Genomic DNA, 20,902 nt, shown 5'->3' with positions numbered 1-20,902 from the left:
GCAATGTGTCGGCCTTGTCAGGAGTCTGTGGGGTGCGGCACGAAATAATTCTGGAATGTTCTGGTGATAGAATTTTCCGTGAACGGCGTGAATCTCTACGTGGGAGGTAGTACATGCCCCAATTTGATTCCCATTGGGAAGCGCAGGCACAGAGGAACGCTTCGAATGAGCGTGCCGCTGCCGCTTCCGCCCTGTCCGAGGTCCGCATTCCCCAGGAGCTCCGCCACAACATGGAGCTGTTCCTGCGTCTGACGAGGCGTGTCCTCAAGGAGTACGATTCCAAGCTCTGCAGCAGCTTCGATCTTCTGCTCGAGTACATGGTCCATGCAAATGACGAAGACATCTCTGAGGCGGACAAGGACGAAGCCTATACGCAGGCTGTGCGCCTCATCGACAAGCTGACGCTCGAGGAGGAGCAGTATCTGACGCGTGCCTTCGCGACGTATTTCCATCTCGCGAATATCGCTGAGGAAGACTACCGTGTGAGCTCGCTCCGCCGCCGCGAGCGTGTCGTGCCGACGGACTCTGCCGAAGACCCCGTGAACGAGATCACGGTTTCCTACCACCGCCTGATCGAAGAGGTTGGCAAGGACAAGGCAGACTCCTTCCTGAACCGTCTCGAGTTCCACCCGGTCTTCACGGCACATCCGACCGAGGCGCGCCGCAAGGCCGTGACCGCAAAGATCCGCCGCATCGCAGACCTTCTTGCAGAGAGGCCATCTCTGGGTGGCACGGAGCTTGCGGAGAACGAGCGCCGCATGCTCCAGGAGATTGACTCGCTCTTCCGCACGTCTCCCATCGCTGCGAAGAAGCCGACGCCGGTCGAAGAGGCTGACACCATCATCGATATCTTCGATTCGACGCTCTTCGAGATGATTCCGAAGGTCTATCGCCGCTTCGATGACTGGGAGCTTGGAAGCAAGGCCGGCACCGTGAAGCCGGTCTGCCCAGCCTTCTTCCGTCTGGGCTCCTGGATCGGGTCTGACCGCGATGGCAACCCGAATGTCACGGCAAAGGTCTCGCGCAAGGTCGCAGAGAAGTTCCGCGTGCATATGCTCACGAAGCTTGCCGACGCGACGGAATATGTCGGACGCTCGCTCACGATGGAGTCGGGCTCGACGAAGCCCTCTGCAGCGCTTCAGAATCTCTGGAGCCACCAGCTCGAGATGAACGAAGAGCTCTGCAACCGTGTGATGCTGATCTCTGTCTCGGAGCTCCATCGTGCTGTCATGCTCGTCATGGCAGAGCGCCTGCGTGCAACGATTGCCCGCACGGCAGACCTCATGTATGCAGATGCAGATGAGTTCCTGGGCGACCTGCGCGTCGTGCAGGACTCGCTTGTCGAGGCAGGCGCTGTCCGTGAGGCATATGGCCTTCTCCAGACGCTCATCTGGCAGACCGAGACCTTCGGCTTCAACATGGTGCAGATGGAGTTCCGCCAGCACTCGGTCGTGCACTCCCGCGCCCTTGCCGACCTCAAGGAGCATGGCCGCACAGGCCAGCTGCAGCCGATGACGCGCGAAGTCGTGGACACGTTCCGCGCTATCGGTGCCATCCAGCGCAAGAACGGCGTCGAGGCTGCACGCCGCTACATCATCTCGTTCACGAAGAGCGCCCAGAACGTGGCAGATGTCTATGAGCTGGCACGCCTCTCCTTCGCCCATGAGAAGGACGTCCCGACGCTCGATGTGATTCCGCTCTTCGAGCAGGTCGAGGACCTCGAGAACGCCGTCACGACGCTCTCCCAGATCATCGAGCTCCCCGACGTGAAGAAGCGCCTTGCCCAGACGAACCGCCGTCTCGAGGTCATGCTCGGCTACTCCGACTCCTCGAAGGATGCAGGCCCGACTTCGGCTACCCTCGTGCTCCACAAGGCACAGAAGGAGATTGCCGACTGGGCCCAGGCCAACAACATCGACCTTGTCCTCATGCATGGCCGTGGCGGTGCTGTCGGCCGTGGCGGCGGCCCGGCAAACCACGCTGTGCTCGCGCAGCCGAGAGGCTCTGTCAACTGCTGCTTCAAGCTCACGGAGCAGGGCGAGGTCATCTTTGCCCGCTACGGCAATCCTGTGCTTGCCCGCCGCCATGTCGAGTCTGTCGCAGCAGCAACGCTCATGCACTCCTCGCCTGAGATCGGCAAGATCAATACGATCTACACCGAGAAGTACCACGATATGGCCGCAGAGCTCGAGAAGGAATCGCGCGAGACCTACCTCAAGCTCCTGAACCAGGATGGCTTTGCCGAGTGGTTCAGCTGTGTCACGCCGCTTGCCGAGATTGGTCTTCTGCCTATCGGCTCACGTCCTGCCAAGCGTGGCCTCGGTGCAAAGTCCTTGGACGACCTGCGCACGATCCCCTGGATCTTCAGCTGGAGCCAGGCACGCATCAACCTCGCTGCCTGGTACGGCCTGGGAAGCGCCTGCGAGGCCTTCGGGGACCTCGATGCTCTCCGCCATGCCTATGCGGAGTGGCCGCTCTTCCAGACCTTCATCGACAACATCGAGATGTCTCTTGCCAAGACCGACGAGCGCATCGCCTGGATGTACATGGGCCTCGGCAACAGGCCCGAGCTCTCCGAGATGGTCATGGACGAGCTCGCGCTCACGAAGAAGTGGGTCTTTGCCATCCTCAACGAGGATGGGCCGCTCCAGCACCGCCGCGTCCTCGGCCCGGTTGTCCGTGCACGTCTGCCGTTCGTGAATGCGCTTTCGATCATGCAGATGAAGGCGCTTGACCGCCTGAGGCGCGAGGACGAGTCCGAGAAGCTCACACCCGAGGAGAAGGAGCGCTTCATCTTCCTTATCCTCTGCACTGTCTCCGGAGTTGCCGCAGGCCTCCAGAACACCGGGTGAGGTTTTCCCAGACATATACTTCATCAGCGCTCCTCTTCCTCCGGGAAGGGGAGCGTTTCCTTATGCGCCATGCCTGCCAGCACGCAAGAAGACGATGCCCGAGGATGAACGAGAGCATGGCTGCCAGCATGTGCTATCTCTCAGCCATCCTGATGCCCAGGATCGCTCCTATGAAGACGGGAGCAAAGCGCAGGAACACCTGCATATATCCCATGAAGGCCACGAGCAGCTCGTATGCCATCGCTGTCCCGAACGCTATGACCGCACCGAGGCAGACGATATAGACGGCAACCAGGAGCAGGCAGACGGTCTTGGCTGCATGGAGCGTTGATGCTTTGGCTGCGATGCGTGCTTGGAGATGGCTTGCAAGGAAGAATGCAGCCGACCCCAGCATCACAGGCTCGACAAGGTAGCGATACAGAGCATCGGGAAAGGCGTTGTACGTGTATGCTGCCTGGCCGGCAAGGAAGAACCAGTAGACAATTGAGGCAGCTATCGAGATGAGCATGACTGCCAGGGATAGAGCATCGCGTCTGTCGAAGGTGCGTATCTGTGGCCTCATGGCTGTCCTCCTTTTCTGCAAGGGCTGGGGGCTGATATGGCAGGCATCTGAGCTCCTTTGGAAAAGATGTCCTCTATCTCCGGGCAGCCATTGATGGCTTCCGCCGGAGCTGCTGCCTAAGCTGAGTTTGGAATCATTTCAGCCTGGCAGCTCGATCCATCGGAGAACGCAAGAATTCGTCGGCAAGCGAAGCCGCACCTTCCGCTGTGCCACCTTCTTGCCGGGAAGCTGTCCTGCATCTTCGCTGGACCTGAGGCATATGGCCAGAAATGTATCCGGATGTCTATGCGGGCGTCCTCCAGGGCGCACCTGCAACGTGTGGGTGTCGTTCTGGAGAGGTGGCAAAAAGGAAAGAGTTTTTCTGCCTGCGGCATATTCTGTCAGGCAGACGGCCATATTTGGCTTCATGGAGTGGCCCATCTGGCAGGATATGTGGCTTATTGGAGCAAAAAAGTTCGACCAATCTCACAATTTATCCCTTCCAGATGAGTTTGCAGCGGTATACACTTTGCGTAAATCAACTCCGTATAACTTTGGGGACCGCAGGACCAGACTCATCCTGCTGCGACCAAGAAAGGACACGCATGGAGGTAGATATGGCACGGATAGGTGCAGGCCAGAACATGGCATCCCATGTCTCCGCGGCAAACCTGCCGCTGTCCATGGTGGAAGCGGGACAGACGGCCGTGGTTTCCAAGGTCCGTGGCTCGAAGGAGCTCAGGCAGCATCTTGCTGAGATGGGCTTCATCGAGGGAGCTGAAGTCAAGGTCGTGAGCCGCGTGAACGGCGACTGCATCGTCTCTGTCAAGGGTGCGACGTTCGGCCTCAACAGAACGATGACATCGCATATCTCTGTGTATTAAGGGCAGCAGGATTTTTTCTGCAGCTTGATGGAAGGAGCATAATGCCAACTCTGAGAGACGTGAAGGTAGGGCAGAGCGCAACGGTCGCGAAGCTCACGGGCACGGGCGCAATCAAGCGCCGCATCATGGACATGGGCCTCACCAAGGGCACCGATGTCTATGTGAAGAAGGTGGCACCTCTCGGCGACCCGATCGAGCTCACCGTGCGTGGCTACGAGCTTTCCGTCCGCAAGGATGAGGCTGCCTGCGTCGAGGTCAAGGACGTCGCAGACGGAGAGCGCTAGGGGGAGACCCCCTTTTTTATTTGCCCAACAAGTAAGCCATAACTAACAATTGTTTCCAACAAAGTAGCATTTGGCTAACAGGTGGGCACAGCGTGGCACCATATTCGCTCCACAAGGAAGGCAGGAAATGGCGGATAGCATCTATATCGGTCTTGCAGGAAACCCGAACTGCGGCAAGACCACGCTCTTCAACGAGCTGACCGGATCGAACGGCTATGTCGGCAACTGGCCGGGCGTCACGGTCGAGAAGAAGATGGCAGACTGGCGAGAAGACAAGAACGTGACGTTTGTCGACCTGCCGGGCATCTACTCCCTCTCCCCGTACTCTCCTGAGGAGGTCGTCTCCCGCGACTATCTTCTCGGAGATCGTCCTGATGCCGTGATAGACCTCATCGACGTCACGAACCTCGAGCGCAACCTCTACCTCACGACCCAGATCCTGGAGACAGGACGTCCGGTCGTCGTCGGCCTCAACATGTGCGACCTTCTGAAGGAGCGCGGCGACGTCGTCGACACGAAGAAGCTTTCCGAGATGCTCGGCGTGCCTGTGGTCGAGGTCTCCGCTCTCCACGGCAAGAACCTCGACGAGCTCGTGAAGCAGGCCATCGCTGCAGCCAAGGCTGGCAAGGCGACTGCGGGCACGAAGTGCTTCTCTCCTGAGGTCGAAGAGGCCTTGGGCAAGATCTCGAAGGCGATCGAGCGCAAGGCACAGCCTGAAGAGCTCCGCTGGTACACGATCAAGGTCTTCGAGCGCGATGCCCAGGCCATCAAGCCTCTTGGCCTTTCCAAGGCCGATCTCGATGCCTGCGAGAAGGTCATCTCTGCACTCGAGAAGGAGCGTGACGACGACGCCGAGTCCATCATCACGTCCGACCGCTATGACTGGATCGCCGATGTGATAGCGTCCTGCGTCAAGAAGGCACCGAAGAAGCTCTCGACGTCGGAGAAGATCGACCGCATCGTCACGAACCGCTGGCTCGGCATCCCGATCTTCGTCGCTGTCATCTGCCTTGTCTATTACATCGCAATCGGCACGGTCGGCACGGCTGCCACGGACTGGGTCAATGACCAGCTCTTCGGCGACGGCTTCTTCGTGAGCGCCACGGGCCAGGATGCCTACGACGAGGACAACGAGGCGTGGACCGACAACCACTACGCCGACCAGATCTCTGGCTACATCGCAGCAGCTGACGCTGCAGGCGTCGACACGGACGGCGTCCAGGAGGCCATCGACGCCGAGGATCCGACGGACGAGGATGCAGTCACGATTGCTGACTTCGAGGAAGCAGCAGGTGCAGCAGGTGTCGTTGCCACGGACGTCCCGACGACGGACGAGGATGGCAACTACACCGATACCGACGGCAATGTGATCACGACGCTCGACTCTGATGGCAGCCCTGTTGCAGCTGCCGGCCAGACGATCGATGCAATCGATACGGTCACGCTCGCAGACTTCGAGACGGCTGTCGACGGCATGGCAGACGAGCCCGATCCTGCCGACTACGATGGCTTCGTTCCTTCCATCCCTGACGCTGTGACGGATGCCCTCACGGCAGCCGGCGCATCCGACGTCGTGATCTCCCTTGTGGTCGAGGGCGTCATCGGCGGCGTGGGCTCCGTCCTTGGCTTCATCCCGCAGATGTTCGTGCTCTTCGTGCTTCTCTGCTTCCTTGAGGACTGCGGCTACATGTCCCGTGTTGCCTTTGTCATGGACCGCGTCTTCCGCCGCTTCGGCCTCTCCGGCAAGTCCTTCATCCCGATGATCGTCTCCTCTGGCTGCGGCGTTCCGGGCGTCCTCTCTACGAAGACGATCGAGAACGAGAAGGACCGCCGCATGACGGCCATGCTCACGACCATGATTCCGTGCTCCGCAAAGACCCCGATCATCGCCCTTGTGATGGGCGTCCTCGCCGGCGGCTCCACGATGTGGTGGGTCGCGCCTATGTTCTACTTCATGGGCCTTGCCGCCATCATCATCTCCGCCATCATGCTCAAGAAGACGAAGCCCTTCGCAGGCGAGCCTGCTCCCTTCGTTATGGAGCTTCCCAACTACCACTTCCCGTCCATCCGCTCCTGGTGGCTGCATGTGTGGGAGCGTGTGAGCGCCTACATCAAGAAGGCAGGCACGATCATCTTCGCCGCAGCTGTTGGCATCTGGGTGCTCTCCCGCTTCGGCTTCGCTTCCTGGGAAGGCGGCTCCGGCTCCTTCGGTTTCCTCGAGGGCATGGAAGGCGCTGGCGACGACTACATGGACTACTCGCTGCTCGCTGCTGTGGGCAACGCTCTTGGCTTCATCTTCGCGCCGCTCGGCTGCGACTACTGGCAGGCAACCGCTGCTTCTATCTCCGCCCTCATCGCAAAGGAGAACCTCGTCGGCACGTTCGGCTCGCTCTATGGCCTGGGCGATGCAACGGAGAACTCCGTCACGATGTGGAATGGCTTCGCTGCCATGTTCACCGATCCTGCTGGTGTCCTTCACGCCGGTGCCATGTGCGCCTTCGTCGCCTTCAACATGCTCGACGCTCCGTGCTTCGCAGCAATGGGCACGATCCGTTCCCAGATGAACGACCCCAAGTGGTTCTGGTTCGCAATCGGCTATGAGTGCGGCTTCGCCTGGGTTGTCGGCTGCATCATCAACCAGCTCTGGGAGCTGTTCGTCCTCGGCAACTTCGGATTCTGGACAGTCGTAGCCTTCGTGCTTCTGGCTCTCATCCTCTATCAGCTTTTCAAGCCGATGCCGAAGTGGGACAAGGAAGACGACAAGATCCTGACGACGCTGGATGCAGACGTCGCCTAGTCACCGTGCGTGTTTGGCAAAGCGCTGCTGCACCACAGCGGCAGCGCTTCTGCTATGTTGGGAGCACACCTTATGGAACTCTTCGATGCAGTGATGCTTTCCGGTCTGGTGAGCCTTGCCTGCGTCACGATCCGCGACCGGCTGGAAAGGAGCCTGTGATGGACGATACGAACCAGCCACGTGCCTGGAACAGCGCTCAGCCTGTCACGAGCTTCTCGCTCACGAATGAGGCACATCGTGCCGCGAGCACGGTCCACTACCAGGTCGCAGCAGATGATGGCACGCGTGGAGAAGCGACGATCGTCGAGCTCTTCCCCGGCATCTCGCTTGTGCAGTTCGAGCTCAAGAGCAAGGTTCTGGGCGAGTTCTATGAGGTGCCAGCGCGCCTGAACCTCCATGATACGATCGATATCGTCTACATCAAGCAGGGCTCAGCTGAGTTCGACCGTGAAGACGAGCTCTCTTCCGTCGTCCAGATCGGCGAGGTCGGCATCGCTGCATCCGATGAGCGCCGTCTTGTGCTCAGGTGCCCTGTCGGCTATGTGAAAGGCTGCGCAATCGTCCTTTCACGTGCGATGCGTGCCGAGGCACGGCGTGTGCTCATGACCTTCGGGGTGGACCCCTCAGCGGTGCGCTCGCTTGCGCATGAGAAGGAGAAGCTCCATGTGGTGCCGGCTCGCCCCGAGCTCGTCGGCACGTTCGAGCTTCTGTGCTTCGGCCATGCCGAAGCGTCGAAGAGCATGTACCGGCTCAAGGCGGTCGAGGCGCTCCAGCTGCTCACGAAGGCAGATCCGAAGGCTGCACAGCCCCAGGACATGGGCCACAGAAGGACGACGAGGCTCTCCCACGTCGAGCTGGCTTCAAGGGCGCAGCAGATCATGATGGGCAACCTCGCGACGCCGATTACGATCACGACCTTGGCAACGATGTGCGGTACCTCGCCGACCGTGCTCAAGGAAGCGTTCCGCGAGACCTTCGGCCAGCCGATCTATCAGTGGTACCGTGCCTACCGCATCAAGCAGGCAGCGGAGACCCTGAAGACGACCGATCTCACGATTGCAGAGGTCGCCTCCTCGGTGGGCTATGCGAACCCCTCGAAGTTCACGAAGGCCTTCTCCGACACGATGGGGGAGACGCCCCATGCCTGGAGGAGCAGGACCTTGGCAGAAAGAGGCGTTGCAGGCTGAAGGGAAGCTCCTGTCCTGCCCTCTGGAGACATAGGACATTTCGCGAGGCTGTCTGGAGACAATCCGGACAGCCTCTCCTGTATGGGCATAAAAGACATGTACAGAAATAAAGAAGACATGTTCAATATGCTTGCATAGCAGCGGCAAGCCCCTTACGCTTATGCAGGCAGGATACAGTGGCATCCAATTGCGGAACAAGGGAGAGTCGCATGGCAGGATATACTGGGGCGCCTGTGGGCGTCGTCTTCATGAAGCCGATCTTCGTGCCGAAGATCTGGGGCGGCAGGAAGCTCGAGACCGAGTTCGGCTACAAGATTCCGGATGGGAAGATCGGCGAATGCTGGGCCATCAGCGCCCATCCGGCAGGGGACTGCACGATCACCGGCGGCCCCTTTGACGGCATGCGCCTCTCCGAGCTCTGGGATCAGCACCGCGAGCTCTTCGCGAACTGCGAAGGCGACCAGGGACGCTTCCCTCTCCTCATCAAGATCCTCGATGCCTCCGACAGCCTCTCTGTCCAGGTGCACCCGGATGATGCCTATGCCGGAGCGCATGAGAACGGCTCGCTCGGCAAGCGCGAGTGCTGGTATGTCGTGCATGCAGACGAGGGTGCCCAGATCATCATCGGCCAGCATGCCAAGAACGCCGAGGAGTTCCGCTCGATGGTCGAGGCAGGGGAGTGGGACAGGCTCCTCAACAAGGTCCCCATCCACACCGGAGACTTCTTCGAGGTGCTGCCGGGCACGATCCATGCCCTCTGCGCCGGCACGCTCGTGATCGAGACGCAGCAGTCGTCCGATGTCACCTATAGGGTCTATGACTACGACCGTGTGCAGCCGGATGGCACGAAGCGCCAGCTCCATATCGACCAGTCCTGCGATGTCGTGGACTACGCCCAGGTGCCACCGAAGGACGGAAAGGTGCGCGCTCCTGAGGTGGACGGTGTCACCGAGCTCATGGACTGCCCGAAGTTCGTCGTCGACCGCGTGCGTGTCGAAGGGAAGAAGTCGATCGAGCAGAAGTGGCCGTTCATGTGCGTGAGCGTCTATGCAGGCGAAGGCGCGGTCACGGTATGTGGCACGCGCTACCCCTTGAAGAAGGGCTCCCACTTCCTCGCTCTTGCCGACGCGGGCACGATGGAGTTTGAAGGAGAGCTCTCGGCAATTACCTCGCACCTGCCGGAGTAGGGAAGAGATTCCAGGACAGATGGCATGCAGGGCTGGACGGATAGCCATCCAGCCCTGCTTTCATATGTGTGCAGGATGTGGAGAGAAGTAAACCTGAGCAAACAACTGGCTGTATCTGCTAAGTTAGTCACAGCAAACATATCCACACGCGAAGCAGTGCTCGAATCTTTGGAGGGTCTCATGAGCAAGGTCGCAGTTGTCTATTGGTCCCAGAGCGGCAATACCCAGGCCATGGCAGAAGCGGTGGCAGAAGGGGCGGGAACCGAGGCCATCGAAGTCTCTTCGTTCTCTGCTGCAGATGCAAAGAACTACGATGCCTTTGCCTTCGGCTGTCCGGCAACGGGTTCCGAGGAGATTGAGCCCGACGAGTTCGAGCCGGTCTGGAACGAGTGCGTGCCTGAGCTTGGCTCGAAGCCTGTCGCGCTCTTCGGCTCCTATGGCTGGGGCGGCGGCGAGTATCTGGATACCTGGAAGTCCCAGGCTGAAGATGCCGGCGTCAACGTCGTCTCCACCGTTGCTGTAAACGGCGAGCCTGAAGGCGATGCGCTCGAGGAGCTCAAGGCTCTCGGCCAGAAGCTTGCCCAGTAGCATCCAATCCGTTGATACGGTCCTTGTGGCAGCGGACCCTCTCCCCGATGCCATGAAGGGCAGACATCAAGCCGCCGGCGACTCCCTATCGCCGGCGGCTGCCTTGTGTTCCGGAAAAGTGCCAGAAGATGCTATATATATCGGCATCCATCTGCATGCCCTGTACCAGCAGTGCAGAAGAAGACGTGCGGCAGAAGGCTGCCATGCCTGGTCCTGCGGAAGTCTTTGTCATGTTCTGGATCTTCGGAATGCTTGCCCTTGCGGTCCTTGCCATCTTTGCCGTGAAGCGGCTCTTCGAGAGGCATGGGAAGAAGAACGACAGGAAGGACAGCGGAAACAGAGAGTAGTTGCTGCTCCGGGCGGCTGCGCCCTTGTATCGCCCGGGGCAGGATATGGACCTGCACCCGAGATGACCTCCAGCCTGGAATCCGACAGGAATGGATCCGGAAGGCACAGGCCTTCCGGCTCCTCGTGTCCTGATGGGAAGATATCGATCGGGATGCATGAGGGGCCCGAAGGCAGGGCCATGGTCACGGTCGCAGGCACGGGCTGCGGCATGGACGAGGAGGCGAAGCGGTGCGTCTTCGAGAAGTTCTATCAGGGCGACTCATCGCATGCGACAAAGGGCAATGGCCTCGGCATGGCACTGGCGAAGAGGGCAGCAGATGTGACGGGCGCCACGATTGGTCTCGAAAGCGAAGCGGGCCATGGGACAACGTTCACAATCACGCTGCCTGCTGCCTCTCAGGACAAAACGGTCTGATGCAGCATTCGCCACGATAGAGAGATAGAAAAGGAGCCGGGAGCGTGCAAGCTTCCGGCTCCTGGCATCTCTTTGAGAGATGAACTACTTCTTGGCCTTGCCCTGGTTGGCAACAGCGTTGATCTTTGCCTCGATCGTGGCAGGATCGCCGATGTAGTGCTTGTCGAGGATGTTCCAGTCCTTATCGAAGGTGTAGGAGCAAGGAACGCCCGTCGGGATGTTGACCTTGAGAATCTCTTCCGGCGTGAGGTGCTCGAGCTGCATGACAAGAGCGCGCAGGGAGTTGCCGTGAGCAGCGATGAGGACACGCTTGCCGCTCTCGAGCTGCGGCTTGATCTCCTGCTCGAAGTACGGCCATGCGCGGGCGATGGTGTCCTTCAGGCACTCGGTGTAGGGGAGGTCCTCCTGGGGGACGTCACGGAACATCGGCTGGACGTGCGGGTCGCGCTCGTCGCCCGGCGTCAGTGCAGGCGGCTGGACGTCGAAGGAACGACGCCAGATGAGGACCTGCTCCTCGCCGTGCTCCTCGGCAGCCTTTGCCTTGTTGAGGCCCTGGAGAGCGCCGTAGTGACGCTCGTTGAGACGCCAGGTCTTGTGGACAGGCAGCCATGCGCGGTCCATCTCGTCGAGGACGATGTTCAGCGTGTGGATGGCGCGCTTCAGAAGCGAGGTGTAGCATACGTCGAAGTCATAGCCCTGCTCCTTGAGGGCCTTGCCGCCAGCTGCAGCCTCAGCGCGGCCGGTGTCGGTGAGGTCGACGTCCGTCCAGCCGGTGAAGAGGTTGAGCTTGTTCCACTCAGACTCACCGTGACGAATGATGACAAGATGCATGTTCTGATCGTCTGCCATAGCGTTCCTTTCCTCGTTGCGCCAATGCGAACTTTTGCCGGACCCGGGCCATACCCCGTCCGGGAACTGCCTAGAAGGGTATAGTAACCCGTAGCTAACAGATGCCATTTCGGCTCCATCAGGAGGGTTGCTATGAATATTCTAGACGTCCTTATCATACTTGCGGTCGTCTTTGCATTTGTCCTTGCTGTGCGTTCGCTCATCAAAGGCTCAAAGAACGGCTGCGCCGAGTGCGGAAGCAGGGGTTCCTGCACTGCTGCCGCGACCGGAAGCCCCTGCCCTGCGGCAGAAGATATGCTTGCGCGTGCTGAGATGGCGGTCGATGAGGGAAAGCTCCCGAAGGTCCAGAACAGGCGCTGATGCGCAGATTCGCTGTCGCTTCAAAAACTGATGTATGATGGCCGTCCGTGTGGATTCTGTACGCTCGGCGAGCGGTAGACGTATGAGCCTGAATGGCAGCTTTGAGCTGGCCTTTGTTTCGGTTCCGCGTAGCTTCTTGCCATGAAACATGGATGAAACACGTGTATGCCAGAGTTTCAGAACGGATACGAGATTCGGTGGCGGAAGCATGCGTATAGGAGCATGGCTGCTTGACCGGGGGGTTCATAATGTCAAACGATAGGAATGTCGACTTCGTCCTGCGTACCGTAGAGGAGCGCGATATCCGCTTCATCCGTCTTTGGTTCTCCGATGTGCTCGGAAACCTGAAGTCCTTCGCGATCTCTCCCGAAGACCTCGAAGAGGCATTCGATGAGGGCGTCGGCTTCGATGGATCGGCCGTCGATGGCTTCGCCCAGCTCGAGGAGTCCGACATGCTCGCCTTCCCGGCACCCGATACCTTCCAGGTGCTGCCGTGGCGTCCGAGCCAGAATGGTGCCGCCCGCATGTTCTGCGACATCAAGACGCCGGGCCGCCGGCCGTTCGAGGGAGATCCGCGTGCCGTGCTGACGCGTGTCTTCGAGGACCTCGACAAGAAGGGCTATGTGCCCTGCGCAGCTCCGCGCATCGAGTACTTCTACTTCGGCGATTCCGTGAAGCCGATTCCGCAGGACAAGGCAGGATACTTCGACCTCACGCCGTGGGACTCCGCCCGCGATCTGCGCCGCGACACGACGCTCATGCTCGAGCGCATGTCCATCCCTGTGGAGTACTCCTTCCACGCCCAGGCACCGTCCCAGAACGGCATCGAGCTCCGCTGGTCCGAGGCCAGGAGCTGCGCCGACAACATCATGACCGCCCGCCTGGTGATCAAGCAGGAGGCCTTCGCGAATGACATGTTCGCGTCGTTCATGCCGAAGCCGTTCTCGGAGACCGAGGGCTCTGCCATGTTCCTCTATGAGTCTCTCATGGACCACGATGGCAACAACCTGTTCTGGGGCCCGAGCTCGAAGTACCCCGACCATCTCTCCGAGCTTGCCAACCACTTCATCGCAGGCGTGCTCCGCTATGCACCGGAGTACACCCTCATCACGAATCCGACCGTCAATTCCTACAAGCGCATGCGTCCGATGGGGGAGGTGCCCTGCTACACGACGTGGGGACACCGCAACCGCTCTGCTCTTGTCCGCGTGCCCATGCACAAGCCGGGCAAGCACCAGTCCACGAGGATCGAGCTCCGCGGGCCCGATCCTACGGCGAACCCCTACCTCGCGCTTGCTATCACGTTCGCAGCCGGCGTGCGTGGCATCGAGGAGGAGCTCAAGCTCCAGGATGAGGCGACGCAGGAAGACATCACGGCGACCGAGGCCGAGCTTGCAAAGAAGGGCGTGAAGCGCCTGCCGCGAGATCTGCGCGAGGCATGTGACAACTTTGAGAAGTCCGACTTCTGCCGCGAGGTCCTGGGCGACCATATCTGCGACTACCTCGTCCAGGAGAAGCGTCGCGAGTGGGACGATTACAACACGACCGTCACGGACTGGGAGCGCGAGCACTACTACGCAGGCTTCTAGGATCTGGAATATATGAACCTTGGAGAGGGCAGACGCTTCGGCGCCTGCCCTCTTTTCGGTTAAGGGAACTAGCTCAATTCTTGATAGGAAGCCAGGAGTGCTGAGCTCCTGGCTGAAAGGATTCGATTCGGTTTCTGCATCCAACATTTCACGAATGCGACAAAATAAAACTCTCTGTCTGACGTGCGAAGACATGAAGGCAAAGAGTCTGGATGCGTGATGAAGCATGTATACAATCGCGAAAATATGAAGAAAAATGCCTGTTACATTCGGCATATCCGCAGGTCGCTTAATGAAGATTGAGTTAAAGGATGATACATTCTGCTCCATCCGCGGCGGAAACACCGAAACTCTTGGCTATGGACATACGGTCCGGGATAGGCTTTCTCCCACGGTCATACTCGCTATAAAAGGAAGGTCGTATACATCATGAGCAGTCTGTCGCGCAGGGAATTCTTCAAGGTCTCCACAGCCATCGGGGGTGGAATGGCGGCAGCTGGCATGCTTGCCGGATGCGGGAACTCTTCGAGCTCCTCGTCTTCTTCTTCGAGCTCCTCTTCTGACGATGGTTCCTACAAGCTCGTCACGGACGGCAAGCTGACGTGCGTCTGCAATGCAGCATTCCCGCCGTTCGAGTCCATGGATGAGAACACGGGCGAGATCAAGGGCTTCGATGTCGATCTCGCAGCTGCTCTTGCCGACAAGATGGGCCTCGAGTCCACCTGGTTGCCCTCCCAGCAGTTCGATACGATCGTCCCGCTCATCAAGCAGGGTGGCAAGGCCGACGTCGCTATCACGGGCATGACGATCACGGACGAGCGCAAGAAGGAGATTGACTTCACCGATCCCTACCTCGACTCCAACCAGGCTATCGTCGTCTCGAAGACCGCTACGGCCACGACGAAGGACGAGCTCGATGTCGCAGGCAAGCAGATCTGCGCACAGTCCGGCACGACCGGTGGCGACTGGGCACAGGAGAACCTCACGAAGGCAACCTATGTGCCGCTCGATGACTTCGTCCAGTGCTTCACGGGCGTCTCGACCGGACTCTATGACGCAGCTGTCTGCGACCTGCCGGTCTCCGAGAACATGATTACCAACTCCTATACCGATCTGCAGATCTCTCAGCAGATCGCAACGGGCGAGCAGTACGGCATTGCCGTCTCGAAGGACAACCCGAACCTCACGAAGGCGCTGAATGAGGCGCTTGCCGCCATCAAGGATGATGGCACGCTCGACAACCTCGAGATTACCTGGTTCGGAACCACGATCTAGGTTCGATAGACGTAGGAATCCGATGGGGTCTTTGCGGGAGCGAAGGCCCCATCGAGCATTAGAGGAGCTTCATTCCATGGATCTGACACTGAGAGAGAAGACAGGCGGAAGGCGGCTTGTGGCGCTTCTTGCTGCCATCATGGCAGCTGTGGCGCTTGCCTTCGCCTGCCTGCCCATGACCGCCGAGGCGCTGACTGTCTCGAATGCGACTGCACGTCCGAACGAGGATGGCGGATCTTCTGTCATCGGTGGCATCGCGACGCGCCTTACCTGGGAGGCTACCGTCGACGACGGAGAGGAGGTCTCCTCGATCACGCTCCAGCTGCCGGATGATGGCACATTCGATGGCTCGTCCACGAAGGTCACGGTGCTCGAGGGACTCAAGCGCATCTCGACCGATGCCACGGCCACGCCTTCCGGCAACACGATCAAGATCGACTTCGCAGAGCCTGTCGCTTCCGGCTCGCTTCTGCGTCTCGAGATCGAGGATATGAAGTTCCCGACCGAGGGCGGAGACGTCCAGGTCACGGGCACCTATACCAATGATGCAGGCGAGCAGCAGCTTGCCGCATCGCCTGCCATCACGACGATTGCGAATACGCCGCTCCAGGCAGCCGTGAACTGGCTCGACAACCAGGCGTGGGTCCAGGCATGGAACTCTGTGCCGTTCCTCAACATGTTCCTGAAGCCGCAGATCATGCTCGAATCTTTCTCGTCGCTCTTCTCCGGCTGGCTTGTCTGCCTCACGATCGTTATCCTCTGCTACCCGTTCGCGATCGTGCTCGGCCTGCTCTTCGCGTTCATGAAGATCTCGAAGCACACGGTCGTGCGTGCCATCGCTGTCATCTACATCAACATCCTGCGCGGCACGCCGCTGTTCCTGCAGATTTACATCCTCTTCTTCGGCCTGCCGATGCTCAACATCAACGTGAACAACTATCTTCTGGGCGGCATTGCAATGGCCGTGAACTCCTCTGCCTACCTGGCCGAGATCTTCCGTGCTGGCATCCAGTCCATCCCGAAGGGACAGTATGAGGCAGCGTCGTCTCTCGGCATGAACTACAGCCAGACGATGCTTTCCATCATCCTGCCGCAGACGATCCGCCGTGTCCTTCCGACCGTCACCTCCGACTTCATCACGGCCTACAAGGACACCTCGCTTCTGTCCTCCGTCGGCGTCATGGAGCTCATGATGTACTCCAAGAACCTGACGACCGTCACCGGCAACATCACGCCGTACATGACGGCAGCGATCTACTACCTGATCGTCACGCTGCCGCTCATCAAGGTCGTCTCCATCGTCGAGAAGCGCCTTGCCCGCTCGGAAGCGGGCGGAGGCCCCCGTCCGAAGGGCGGAGCTGTCCGCGCTGCCTCTGATGCATCCGGGGACGAAGCTGTGGTGGACGCAGGGGCGAGCCACATGGAGGCAAAGGACGAGGACTCTTCCTCCATCCTCGATGCACTTTCTGCCCCCTTCCGCTCCCACTCCTTGAAAGAAGGTCTCGACAATGCCTAAGCACCACCATATCGAGGCACCTCAGGTGCCGGCGGCTCTTCCGGCAGACGAGGCTGCCGAGCTTGCCTTCGAGCATGACCTGCCTCTTTCACATCATGCCTTCAAGAAGGGCGAGCACCCGATTGTGCGCATCGAGCATCTGAACAAGACGTTCGACGGCGAGACGCAGGTCCTGCGCGATGTCAATCTCGATGTCTGGCCCGGCGAGGTCGTCGTCGTGCTCGGACCTTCCGGTTCCGGCAAGTCCACGATGCTCCGCTGCATCAACCTGCTCGAGACGCCGACGGCAGGACACATCCTCATCGAGGACAAGGAGATTACGGCCAAGGGCACCGATGTCTGCAAGCTCCGCCAGAACCTCGGCATGGTGTTCCAGCAGTTCAACCTCTTCCCGCACCTCACGGCGAAGCAGAATGTCATGATCGGCCAGACGAAGGTGCTCAAGAAGTCGAAGGAGGAGGCAGAGAAGGAGGCCCTGAAGCAGCTTGAGGCTGTCGGTCTTGCCGACCGTGCAGACTTCAAGCCAGCCCAGCTCTCCGGCGGCCAGCAGCAGCGTGTCGCAATTGCCCGAGCTGTTGCCATGCACCCGGATGTGCTGCTCTTCGACGAGCCGACGAGTGCCCTCGACCCCGAGCTCGTCCGTGGCGTCCTTGATGTCATGCGCGACCTCGCCGAGAACTCGGGCATGACCATGATCGTCGTAACGCACGAGATGGGCTTTGCCCGCGAAGTCGCCGACCGTGTCGTCTTCATGGAAGGCGGCGTCGTCGTCGAGCAGGGCAAGCCTGAAGAGGTCTTCGACCACCCGAAGAACGAGCGTACGGCAGCCTTCATCGGCAATATCAAGTAAAGAATTCTCTGAGACAAGGATCTATATATGAATACGAATCTGACACGGCGCGGCTTTGTCGCAAGCGCCGGACTCGCGCTTTTTGGCCTCGCAGCCTGCTCTTCTTCGAACGGCTCCTCGAGCACGTCTTCGAGCGCTTCTGCCGATACGTCCACGAGCGCGAACAGCTCGCTCAACCTCGTGACCGAGGGCAAGCTCACCTCGGTCTCCGATATGGCAAACCCACCCTTCAGCTACTATGACACGGGCTCGACGGAGCCCAAGGGCTTCGAGGTCGACCTTATGGCTGCAGTTGCCGAGGAGATGGGCCTTGAGTCCGTATGGCTGCCTGCCACGAAGTTCGACACGATCATTCCGCTCATCAAGCAGGGAGGCAAGGCAGACCTCGGTGTCGCGAACATCACGATCACGGACGAGCGCAAGCAGGAGATCAACTTCTCCGATCCCTACATCGACTCGAACCTCGGCGTCGTCACGAAGGCGGACAGCACCGAGACGACCAAGGAAGCGCTCAATGTCTCGGGCAAGAAGATCGCTGCCCAGGCAGGCACGACGGGCGAGGCGTGGGCTCAGGAGAACCTCGCGAATGCCACGGTCGTCTCCCTCGATGACCCAGTACAAGCGCTCACGGGCGTCCAGACTGGCCTCTACGATGCAGCCTGCGCAGACCTGCCGGTCGTGAAGTACCTCTGCACGACGTCCTATACGGACCTCTCTGTCGCGATCGAGGTGCCGACGGGCGACCAGTACGGCATGGCAGTGTCGAAGGACAATAAGGCCCTGCTGGATGCCGTGAACGAGGCGCTGCAGGCAGTGATCGATTCCGGCAAGCGCGACGAGATCGAGACGAAGTGGTTCGGAAGCACGCTCTGATCGTATGAGCGAAGCTGCATAAAAGCTGAATATGGTGCAGCTCCTTTGCAGGTAGCTGCACCCATTCACCATAATTGCGCCTATATTCAGGGCATTGGGAGCTCGTGGGAAACCATTGGCCGATGAGTGTGCTATTCTCTGACTACTGTCAGATTGTTCTTAATATCGATGATTGGTGAGTCTCGATGCATCACAAGAACATACTCCTCATTGCGCGTACCACTCGCCATCACGACCGCATGCGCGAACTTTCCCACGCGCTGGATGTCTCGACGCTTCTGGCGACGCCCGATACGTTCAATCAGGCCATCACTTCCGGCCATGAATTCGATCTTGTCATACTTGACGTTGTCGGCGCCTCCCAGGACATCCTGAATGCTGTCGATGCCTACGTCGTGGACAACGGCTTCATCCCCATCCTCTTCATTACCGACGAGGACAAGCTTGCACAGCTCCACATGCCTGTCCAGGGCAAGGCGGACTTCATCCTCTCCACGGCAGGAGAGGCGGAGTTCGAGGTCCGCTGTTCGCAGCTTCTGTGGCCGGGCGAGGAGAGCGCTCCTGCCGATATCGTGACGATCGACAACATGACGATCAACCTTGCGACGTACCAGGTCTACATCGACGACAAGCCGGTCGACCTGACGCTCATGGAGTACTCGCTCCTGTCCTTCCTCGCGACCCATCCGTCACGTGCCTACTCGAGGGAGACGCTGCTCCACCGCGTCTGGGGCTTCGAATACTGCGGCGGCACCCGTACGGTCGATGTCCACATCCGTCGTGTCCGCTCGAAGGTGGGTCCGCAGGTCGCAAACCACATCGTGACCGTCCGTGGCGTCGGATACCTCTTCAAGATTTAGAGGATAGATACATATTCGCAGGTACAGAGCCGGCCTCGTGGCCGGCTTTTTTCGTAGCGATTCTCAGCTTTCAGAATTCTTGAAGTATGGTGCCGCTCAGATGTTGGATGCGGGCGAGGCTTTCAATTGTGCCCTGAAGAAGGCTGTTTGGGTACAAAGTGCCTTGAAGTAAAACCTTCGGAGCCGTCTGCTCTGGGTGAGAGGCGGCATCCAGAAAGGAAGCCTTATGAGCAAAGAAAATGACGGAAGGCCTCCCGTGCCAGGCTACGACGAGACCCAGGTGCAGGAAACGAAGCATATGGCTCCCTCTCCTGTCGGGACGGGCGAGGGCGGCACGGGCGACGAGAAGCCGCCCAAGAAGGGCAGCGGACGTGTCGTCCTGGCTTCTGTCCTCGGCGGCGTCATCGGCGCTGTCGCAATCGTTGCAATCCTCTTCGGATTCGGCCTTGTGAAGACAGGCTTGAAGACTTCGACCTCAGGCACGAGTCCGACCCAGAACATCACGATCAACGCCGATACCGAGGATGCCACGGTTGCCGAGGCAGTCGCTGCCAAGACGGTGCCGTCTGTCGCCTCTGTCTATGTGACGACATCGTCCTCTTCGAGCCTCGGCTCTGGCGTCATCCTCGACACGGATGGCAACATCCTCACGAACTACCACGTGATCGACGGCGCCGAAGAGATCTCCGTCACGATCGAGGGGCAGAGCTATACGGCCACGGTCGTCGGTTCCGATGAGTCCTCCGACCTCGCTGTCATCAAGGCAGACCTCGAAGGCGCAACCGTCACCCCGATCGAGGTCGGCGACTCCTCCTCCCTTGTCATGGGCCAGTGGGTCATGGCAATAGGCTCGCCGTACGGCCTTGAGCAGTCCGTCTCCACGGGCATCGTCTCTGCCCTCTACCGCTCCACGATGATGCAGTCCACGAGCGGCAACACGATCTATACGAACCTCATTCAGACCGATGCTGCCATCAACCCGGGCAACTCCGGCGGCGCTCTTGTCGACTCCGAGGGCAAGCTTGTCGGCATCAACACCCTGATCGAGTCCGAGTCCGGCTCCTCTGCCGGCATCGGCTTTGCCATTCCTTCGAACTACGCTATCGAGGTCGCGAATACGATCATCTCTGGCAAGCAGGTCGTGCACCCCTATATCGGCCTCACGATGCAGACGGTCACCTCGTCTCTTGCCCAGCGCTATGGCCTCGGTGCCTCGAGCGGCGCCTATGTCGTCGAAGTCACGTCGGGCAGCCCTGCTGATACCGCAGGCATCAAGTCGGGTGACATCATCACCGCCGTCGACGGCGAGTCCATCACCTCTGCTGATGGCATGATCCTCGCAATCCGCTCGAAGAATGTCGGCGATACCGTGAGCGTCACGTTTGTCCGTGATGGGAAGGAGCAGACGGTCCAGGTCACGCTCGGCTCGGATGAGAGTCTCCAGGCAGAACAGCAGCAGGACCAGAACTCCAATTCCGGCTCCAGCATCTTCGGCTACGGCCTCGGCAATGGGCTTGGTGGCAATGGCTCGAGCTCGAATGGCCTTGGCAGCAGCAGGTAGCGCTCCTGCATAGGCACATGGGATGCCCCATCCTCTCCGGAGGGTGGGGCATCTTCTATGTGGCTCATTTCTGTCAGATGCATTTG

At 59.6% G+C, this 20,902-nt stretch carries 19 protein-coding genes; 17 read left to right on the top strand and 2 right to left on the bottom strand.

The window, feature by feature from the left end:
* Positions 1-113 precede the first annotated feature (113 nt).
* Complete coding sequence (locus ABVS03_RS04020) at positions 114-2,852, top strand: phosphoenolpyruvate carboxylase (protein ID WP_368018134.1); 2,739 nt, start codon at positions 114-116, stop codon at positions 2,850-2,852.
* Positions 2,853-2,985: 133 nt separating this feature from the next.
* Here the strand turns inward: ABVS03_RS04020 and ABVS03_RS04015 are convergent, their stop codons facing one another.
* Positions 2,986-3,414 carry a hypothetical protein gene (locus ABVS03_RS04015; protein ID WP_368018133.1) on the bottom strand — a complete coding sequence of 143 codons (429 nt, stop codon included), beginning with the start codon at positions 3,412-3,414 and terminating at the stop codon, positions 2,986-2,988.
* Positions 3,415-3,998: 584 nt separating this feature from the next.
* Here ABVS03_RS04015 and ABVS03_RS04010 point away from each other — a divergent pair.
* From ABVS03_RS04010 to ABVS03_RS03975, 8 genes are all read left to right on the top strand, one after another.
* Entirely contained in the window at positions 3,999-4,277 is a 279-nt protein-coding gene (locus ABVS03_RS04010) for a FeoA family protein (protein ID WP_330972463.1), read from the top strand.
* A 41-nt stretch (positions 4,278-4,318) separates the two neighbouring features.
* Positions 4,319-4,561 (top strand): ferrous iron transport protein A, encoded by a 243-nt coding sequence (locus tag ABVS03_RS04005; RefSeq protein WP_330972464.1) that lies wholly within the window; start codon positions 4,319-4,321, stop codon positions 4,559-4,561.
* A gap of 127 nt (positions 4,562-4,688) precedes the next feature.
* Positions 4,689-7,358, top strand: coding sequence for a ferrous iron transporter B (locus ABVS03_RS04000; RefSeq protein WP_368018132.1), 2,670 nt, complete (start codon positions 4,689-4,691; stop codon positions 7,356-7,358).
* A 158-nt stretch (positions 7,359-7,516) separates the two neighbouring features.
* The gene (locus tag ABVS03_RS03995; RefSeq protein WP_368018131.1) at positions 7,517-8,545 is read left to right on the top strand and encodes a helix-turn-helix domain-containing protein; all 1,029 of its coding nucleotides are present in this window, start codon (positions 7,517-7,519) and stop codon (positions 8,543-8,545) included.
* Between the two features lie 209 nt (positions 8,546-8,754).
* Positions 8,755-9,732: a type I phosphomannose isomerase catalytic subunit gene (locus tag ABVS03_RS03990; protein ID WP_368018130.1), complete on the top strand. Its 978-nt coding sequence runs from the start codon at positions 8,755-8,757 to the stop codon at positions 9,730-9,732.
* 180 nt (positions 9,733-9,912) lie between these two features.
* The gene (locus tag ABVS03_RS03985) at positions 9,913-10,320 is read left to right on the top strand and encodes a flavodoxin domain-containing protein (RefSeq protein ID WP_368018129.1); all 408 of its coding nucleotides are present in this window, start codon (positions 9,913-9,915) and stop codon (positions 10,318-10,320) included.
* A gap of 203 nt (positions 10,321-10,523) precedes the next feature.
* On the top strand, positions 10,524-10,667 hold the full coding sequence (locus tag ABVS03_RS03980; protein WP_368018128.1) for a hypothetical protein: 144 nt from the start codon (positions 10,524-10,526) through the stop codon (positions 10,665-10,667).
* Positions 10,668-10,729: 62 nt separating this feature from the next.
* Complete coding sequence (locus ABVS03_RS03975; RefSeq protein ID WP_368018127.1) at positions 10,730-11,083, top strand: sensor histidine kinase; 354 nt, start codon at positions 10,730-10,732, stop codon at positions 11,081-11,083.
* A gap of 84 nt (positions 11,084-11,167) precedes the next feature.
* Here the strand turns inward: ABVS03_RS03975 and gpmA are convergent, their stop codons facing one another.
* A complete protein-coding gene (gene gpmA, locus ABVS03_RS03970) occupies positions 11,168-11,932 on the bottom strand; it encodes a 2,3-diphosphoglycerate-dependent phosphoglycerate mutase (protein WP_330972471.1) in 765 nt (254 codons plus the stop codon).
* Between the two features lie 132 nt (positions 11,933-12,064).
* On the opposite strand from gpmA, the gene ABVS03_RS03965 reads away from it, so the two are divergent.
* The 8 genes from ABVS03_RS03965 (at position 12,065) to ABVS03_RS03930 (ending at position 20,816) form a co-directional block, all read left to right on the top strand.
* The gene (locus ABVS03_RS03965) at positions 12,065-12,292 is read left to right on the top strand and encodes a FeoB-associated Cys-rich membrane protein (RefSeq protein ID WP_368018126.1); all 228 of its coding nucleotides are present in this window, start codon (positions 12,065-12,067) and stop codon (positions 12,290-12,292) included.
* Positions 12,293-12,540: 248 nt separating this feature from the next.
* Positions 12,541-13,881: a glutamine synthetase family protein gene (locus tag ABVS03_RS03960; protein WP_330972473.1), complete on the top strand. Its 1,341-nt coding sequence runs from the start codon at positions 12,541-12,543 to the stop codon at positions 13,879-13,881.
* A gap of 429 nt (positions 13,882-14,310) precedes the next feature.
* The gene (locus ABVS03_RS03955) at positions 14,311-15,156 is read left to right on the top strand and encodes a transporter substrate-binding domain-containing protein (protein WP_330972474.1); all 846 of its coding nucleotides are present in this window, start codon (positions 14,311-14,313) and stop codon (positions 15,154-15,156) included.
* A gap of 76 nt (positions 15,157-15,232) precedes the next feature.
* Positions 15,233-16,672, top strand: coding sequence for an ABC transporter permease subunit (locus ABVS03_RS03950; RefSeq protein WP_368018125.1), 1,440 nt, complete (start codon positions 15,233-15,235; stop codon positions 16,670-16,672).
* Entirely contained in the window at positions 16,665-17,522 is an 858-nt protein-coding gene (locus tag ABVS03_RS03945; RefSeq protein ID WP_368018124.1) for an amino acid ABC transporter ATP-binding protein, read from the top strand. The genes ABVS03_RS03950 and ABVS03_RS03945 overlap by 8 nt, the downstream gene beginning before the upstream one ends.
* A 27-nt stretch (positions 17,523-17,549) precedes the next feature.
* Positions 17,550-18,395: an ABC transporter substrate-binding protein gene (locus ABVS03_RS03940; RefSeq protein WP_368018123.1), complete on the top strand. Its 846-nt coding sequence runs from the start codon at positions 17,550-17,552 to the stop codon at positions 18,393-18,395.
* 185 nt (positions 18,396-18,580) lie between these two features.
* Positions 18,581-19,255: a DNA-binding response regulator gene (locus ABVS03_RS03935; protein ID WP_368018122.1), complete on the top strand. Its 675-nt coding sequence runs from the start codon at positions 18,581-18,583 to the stop codon at positions 19,253-19,255.
* Between the two features lie 226 nt (positions 19,256-19,481).
* Positions 19,482-20,816 carry a S1C family serine protease gene (locus ABVS03_RS03930; RefSeq protein WP_368018121.1) on the top strand — a complete coding sequence of 445 codons (1,335 nt, stop codon included), beginning with the start codon at positions 19,482-19,484 and terminating at the stop codon, positions 20,814-20,816.
* The last annotated feature ends 86 nt before the right edge of the window (positions 20,817-20,902 follow it).

The organism is Olsenella sp. AGMB03486 (assembly GCF_040884255.1).
GTDB classification, from domain to species: domain Bacteria; phylum Actinomycetota; class Coriobacteriia; order Coriobacteriales; family Atopobiaceae; genus Olsenella_L; species Olsenella_L kribbiana.
This window is presented reverse-complemented; position numbering and strand designations above follow the sequence as displayed.

Bases quoted from the DNA above. Each gene is read 5' to 3' on its own strand.
- ABVS03_RS04020 (WP_368018134.1), top strand. From the start codon at position 114: ATGCCCCAATTTGATTCCCATTGGGAAGCGCAGGCACAGAGGAACGCT.
- ABVS03_RS04015 (WP_368018133.1), bottom strand. From the start codon at position 3,414: ATGAGGCCACAGATACGCACCTTCGACAGACGCGATGCTCTATCCCTG.
- ABVS03_RS04010 (WP_330972463.1), top strand. From the start codon at position 3,999: ATGGAGGTAGATATGGCACGGATAGGTGCAGGCCAGAACATGGCATCC.
- ABVS03_RS04005 (WP_330972464.1), top strand. From the start codon at position 4,319: ATGCCAACTCTGAGAGACGTGAAGGTAGGGCAGAGCGCAACGGTCGCG.
- ABVS03_RS04000 (WP_368018132.1), top strand. From the start codon at position 4,689: ATGGCGGATAGCATCTATATCGGTCTTGCAGGAAACCCGAACTGCGGC.
- ABVS03_RS03995 (WP_368018131.1), top strand. From the start codon at position 7,517: ATGGACGATACGAACCAGCCACGTGCCTGGAACAGCGCTCAGCCTGTC.
- ABVS03_RS03990 (WP_368018130.1), top strand. From the start codon at position 8,755: ATGGCAGGATATACTGGGGCGCCTGTGGGCGTCGTCTTCATGAAGCCG.
- ABVS03_RS03985 (WP_368018129.1), top strand. From the start codon at position 9,913: ATGAGCAAGGTCGCAGTTGTCTATTGGTCCCAGAGCGGCAATACCCAG.
- ABVS03_RS03980 (WP_368018128.1), top strand. From the start codon at position 10,524: ATGCCTGGTCCTGCGGAAGTCTTTGTCATGTTCTGGATCTTCGGAATG.
- ABVS03_RS03975 (WP_368018127.1), top strand. From the start codon at position 10,730: ATGACCTCCAGCCTGGAATCCGACAGGAATGGATCCGGAAGGCACAGG.
- gpmA (WP_330972471.1), bottom strand. From the start codon at position 11,932: ATGGCAGACGATCAGAACATGCATCTTGTCATCATTCGTCACGGTGAG.
- ABVS03_RS03965 (WP_368018126.1), top strand. From the start codon at position 12,065: ATGAATATTCTAGACGTCCTTATCATACTTGCGGTCGTCTTTGCATTT.
- ABVS03_RS03960 (WP_330972473.1), top strand. From the start codon at position 12,541: ATGTCAAACGATAGGAATGTCGACTTCGTCCTGCGTACCGTAGAGGAG.
- ABVS03_RS03955 (WP_330972474.1), top strand. From the start codon at position 14,311: ATGAGCAGTCTGTCGCGCAGGGAATTCTTCAAGGTCTCCACAGCCATC.
- ABVS03_RS03950 (WP_368018125.1), top strand. From the start codon at position 15,233: ATGGATCTGACACTGAGAGAGAAGACAGGCGGAAGGCGGCTTGTGGCG.
- ABVS03_RS03945 (WP_368018124.1), top strand. From the start codon at position 16,665: ATGCCTAAGCACCACCATATCGAGGCACCTCAGGTGCCGGCGGCTCTT.
- ABVS03_RS03940 (WP_368018123.1), top strand. From the start codon at position 17,550: ATGAATACGAATCTGACACGGCGCGGCTTTGTCGCAAGCGCCGGACTC.
- ABVS03_RS03935 (WP_368018122.1), top strand. From the start codon at position 18,581: ATGCATCACAAGAACATACTCCTCATTGCGCGTACCACTCGCCATCAC.
- ABVS03_RS03930 (WP_368018121.1), top strand. From the start codon at position 19,482: ATGAGCAAAGAAAATGACGGAAGGCCTCCCGTGCCAGGCTACGACGAG.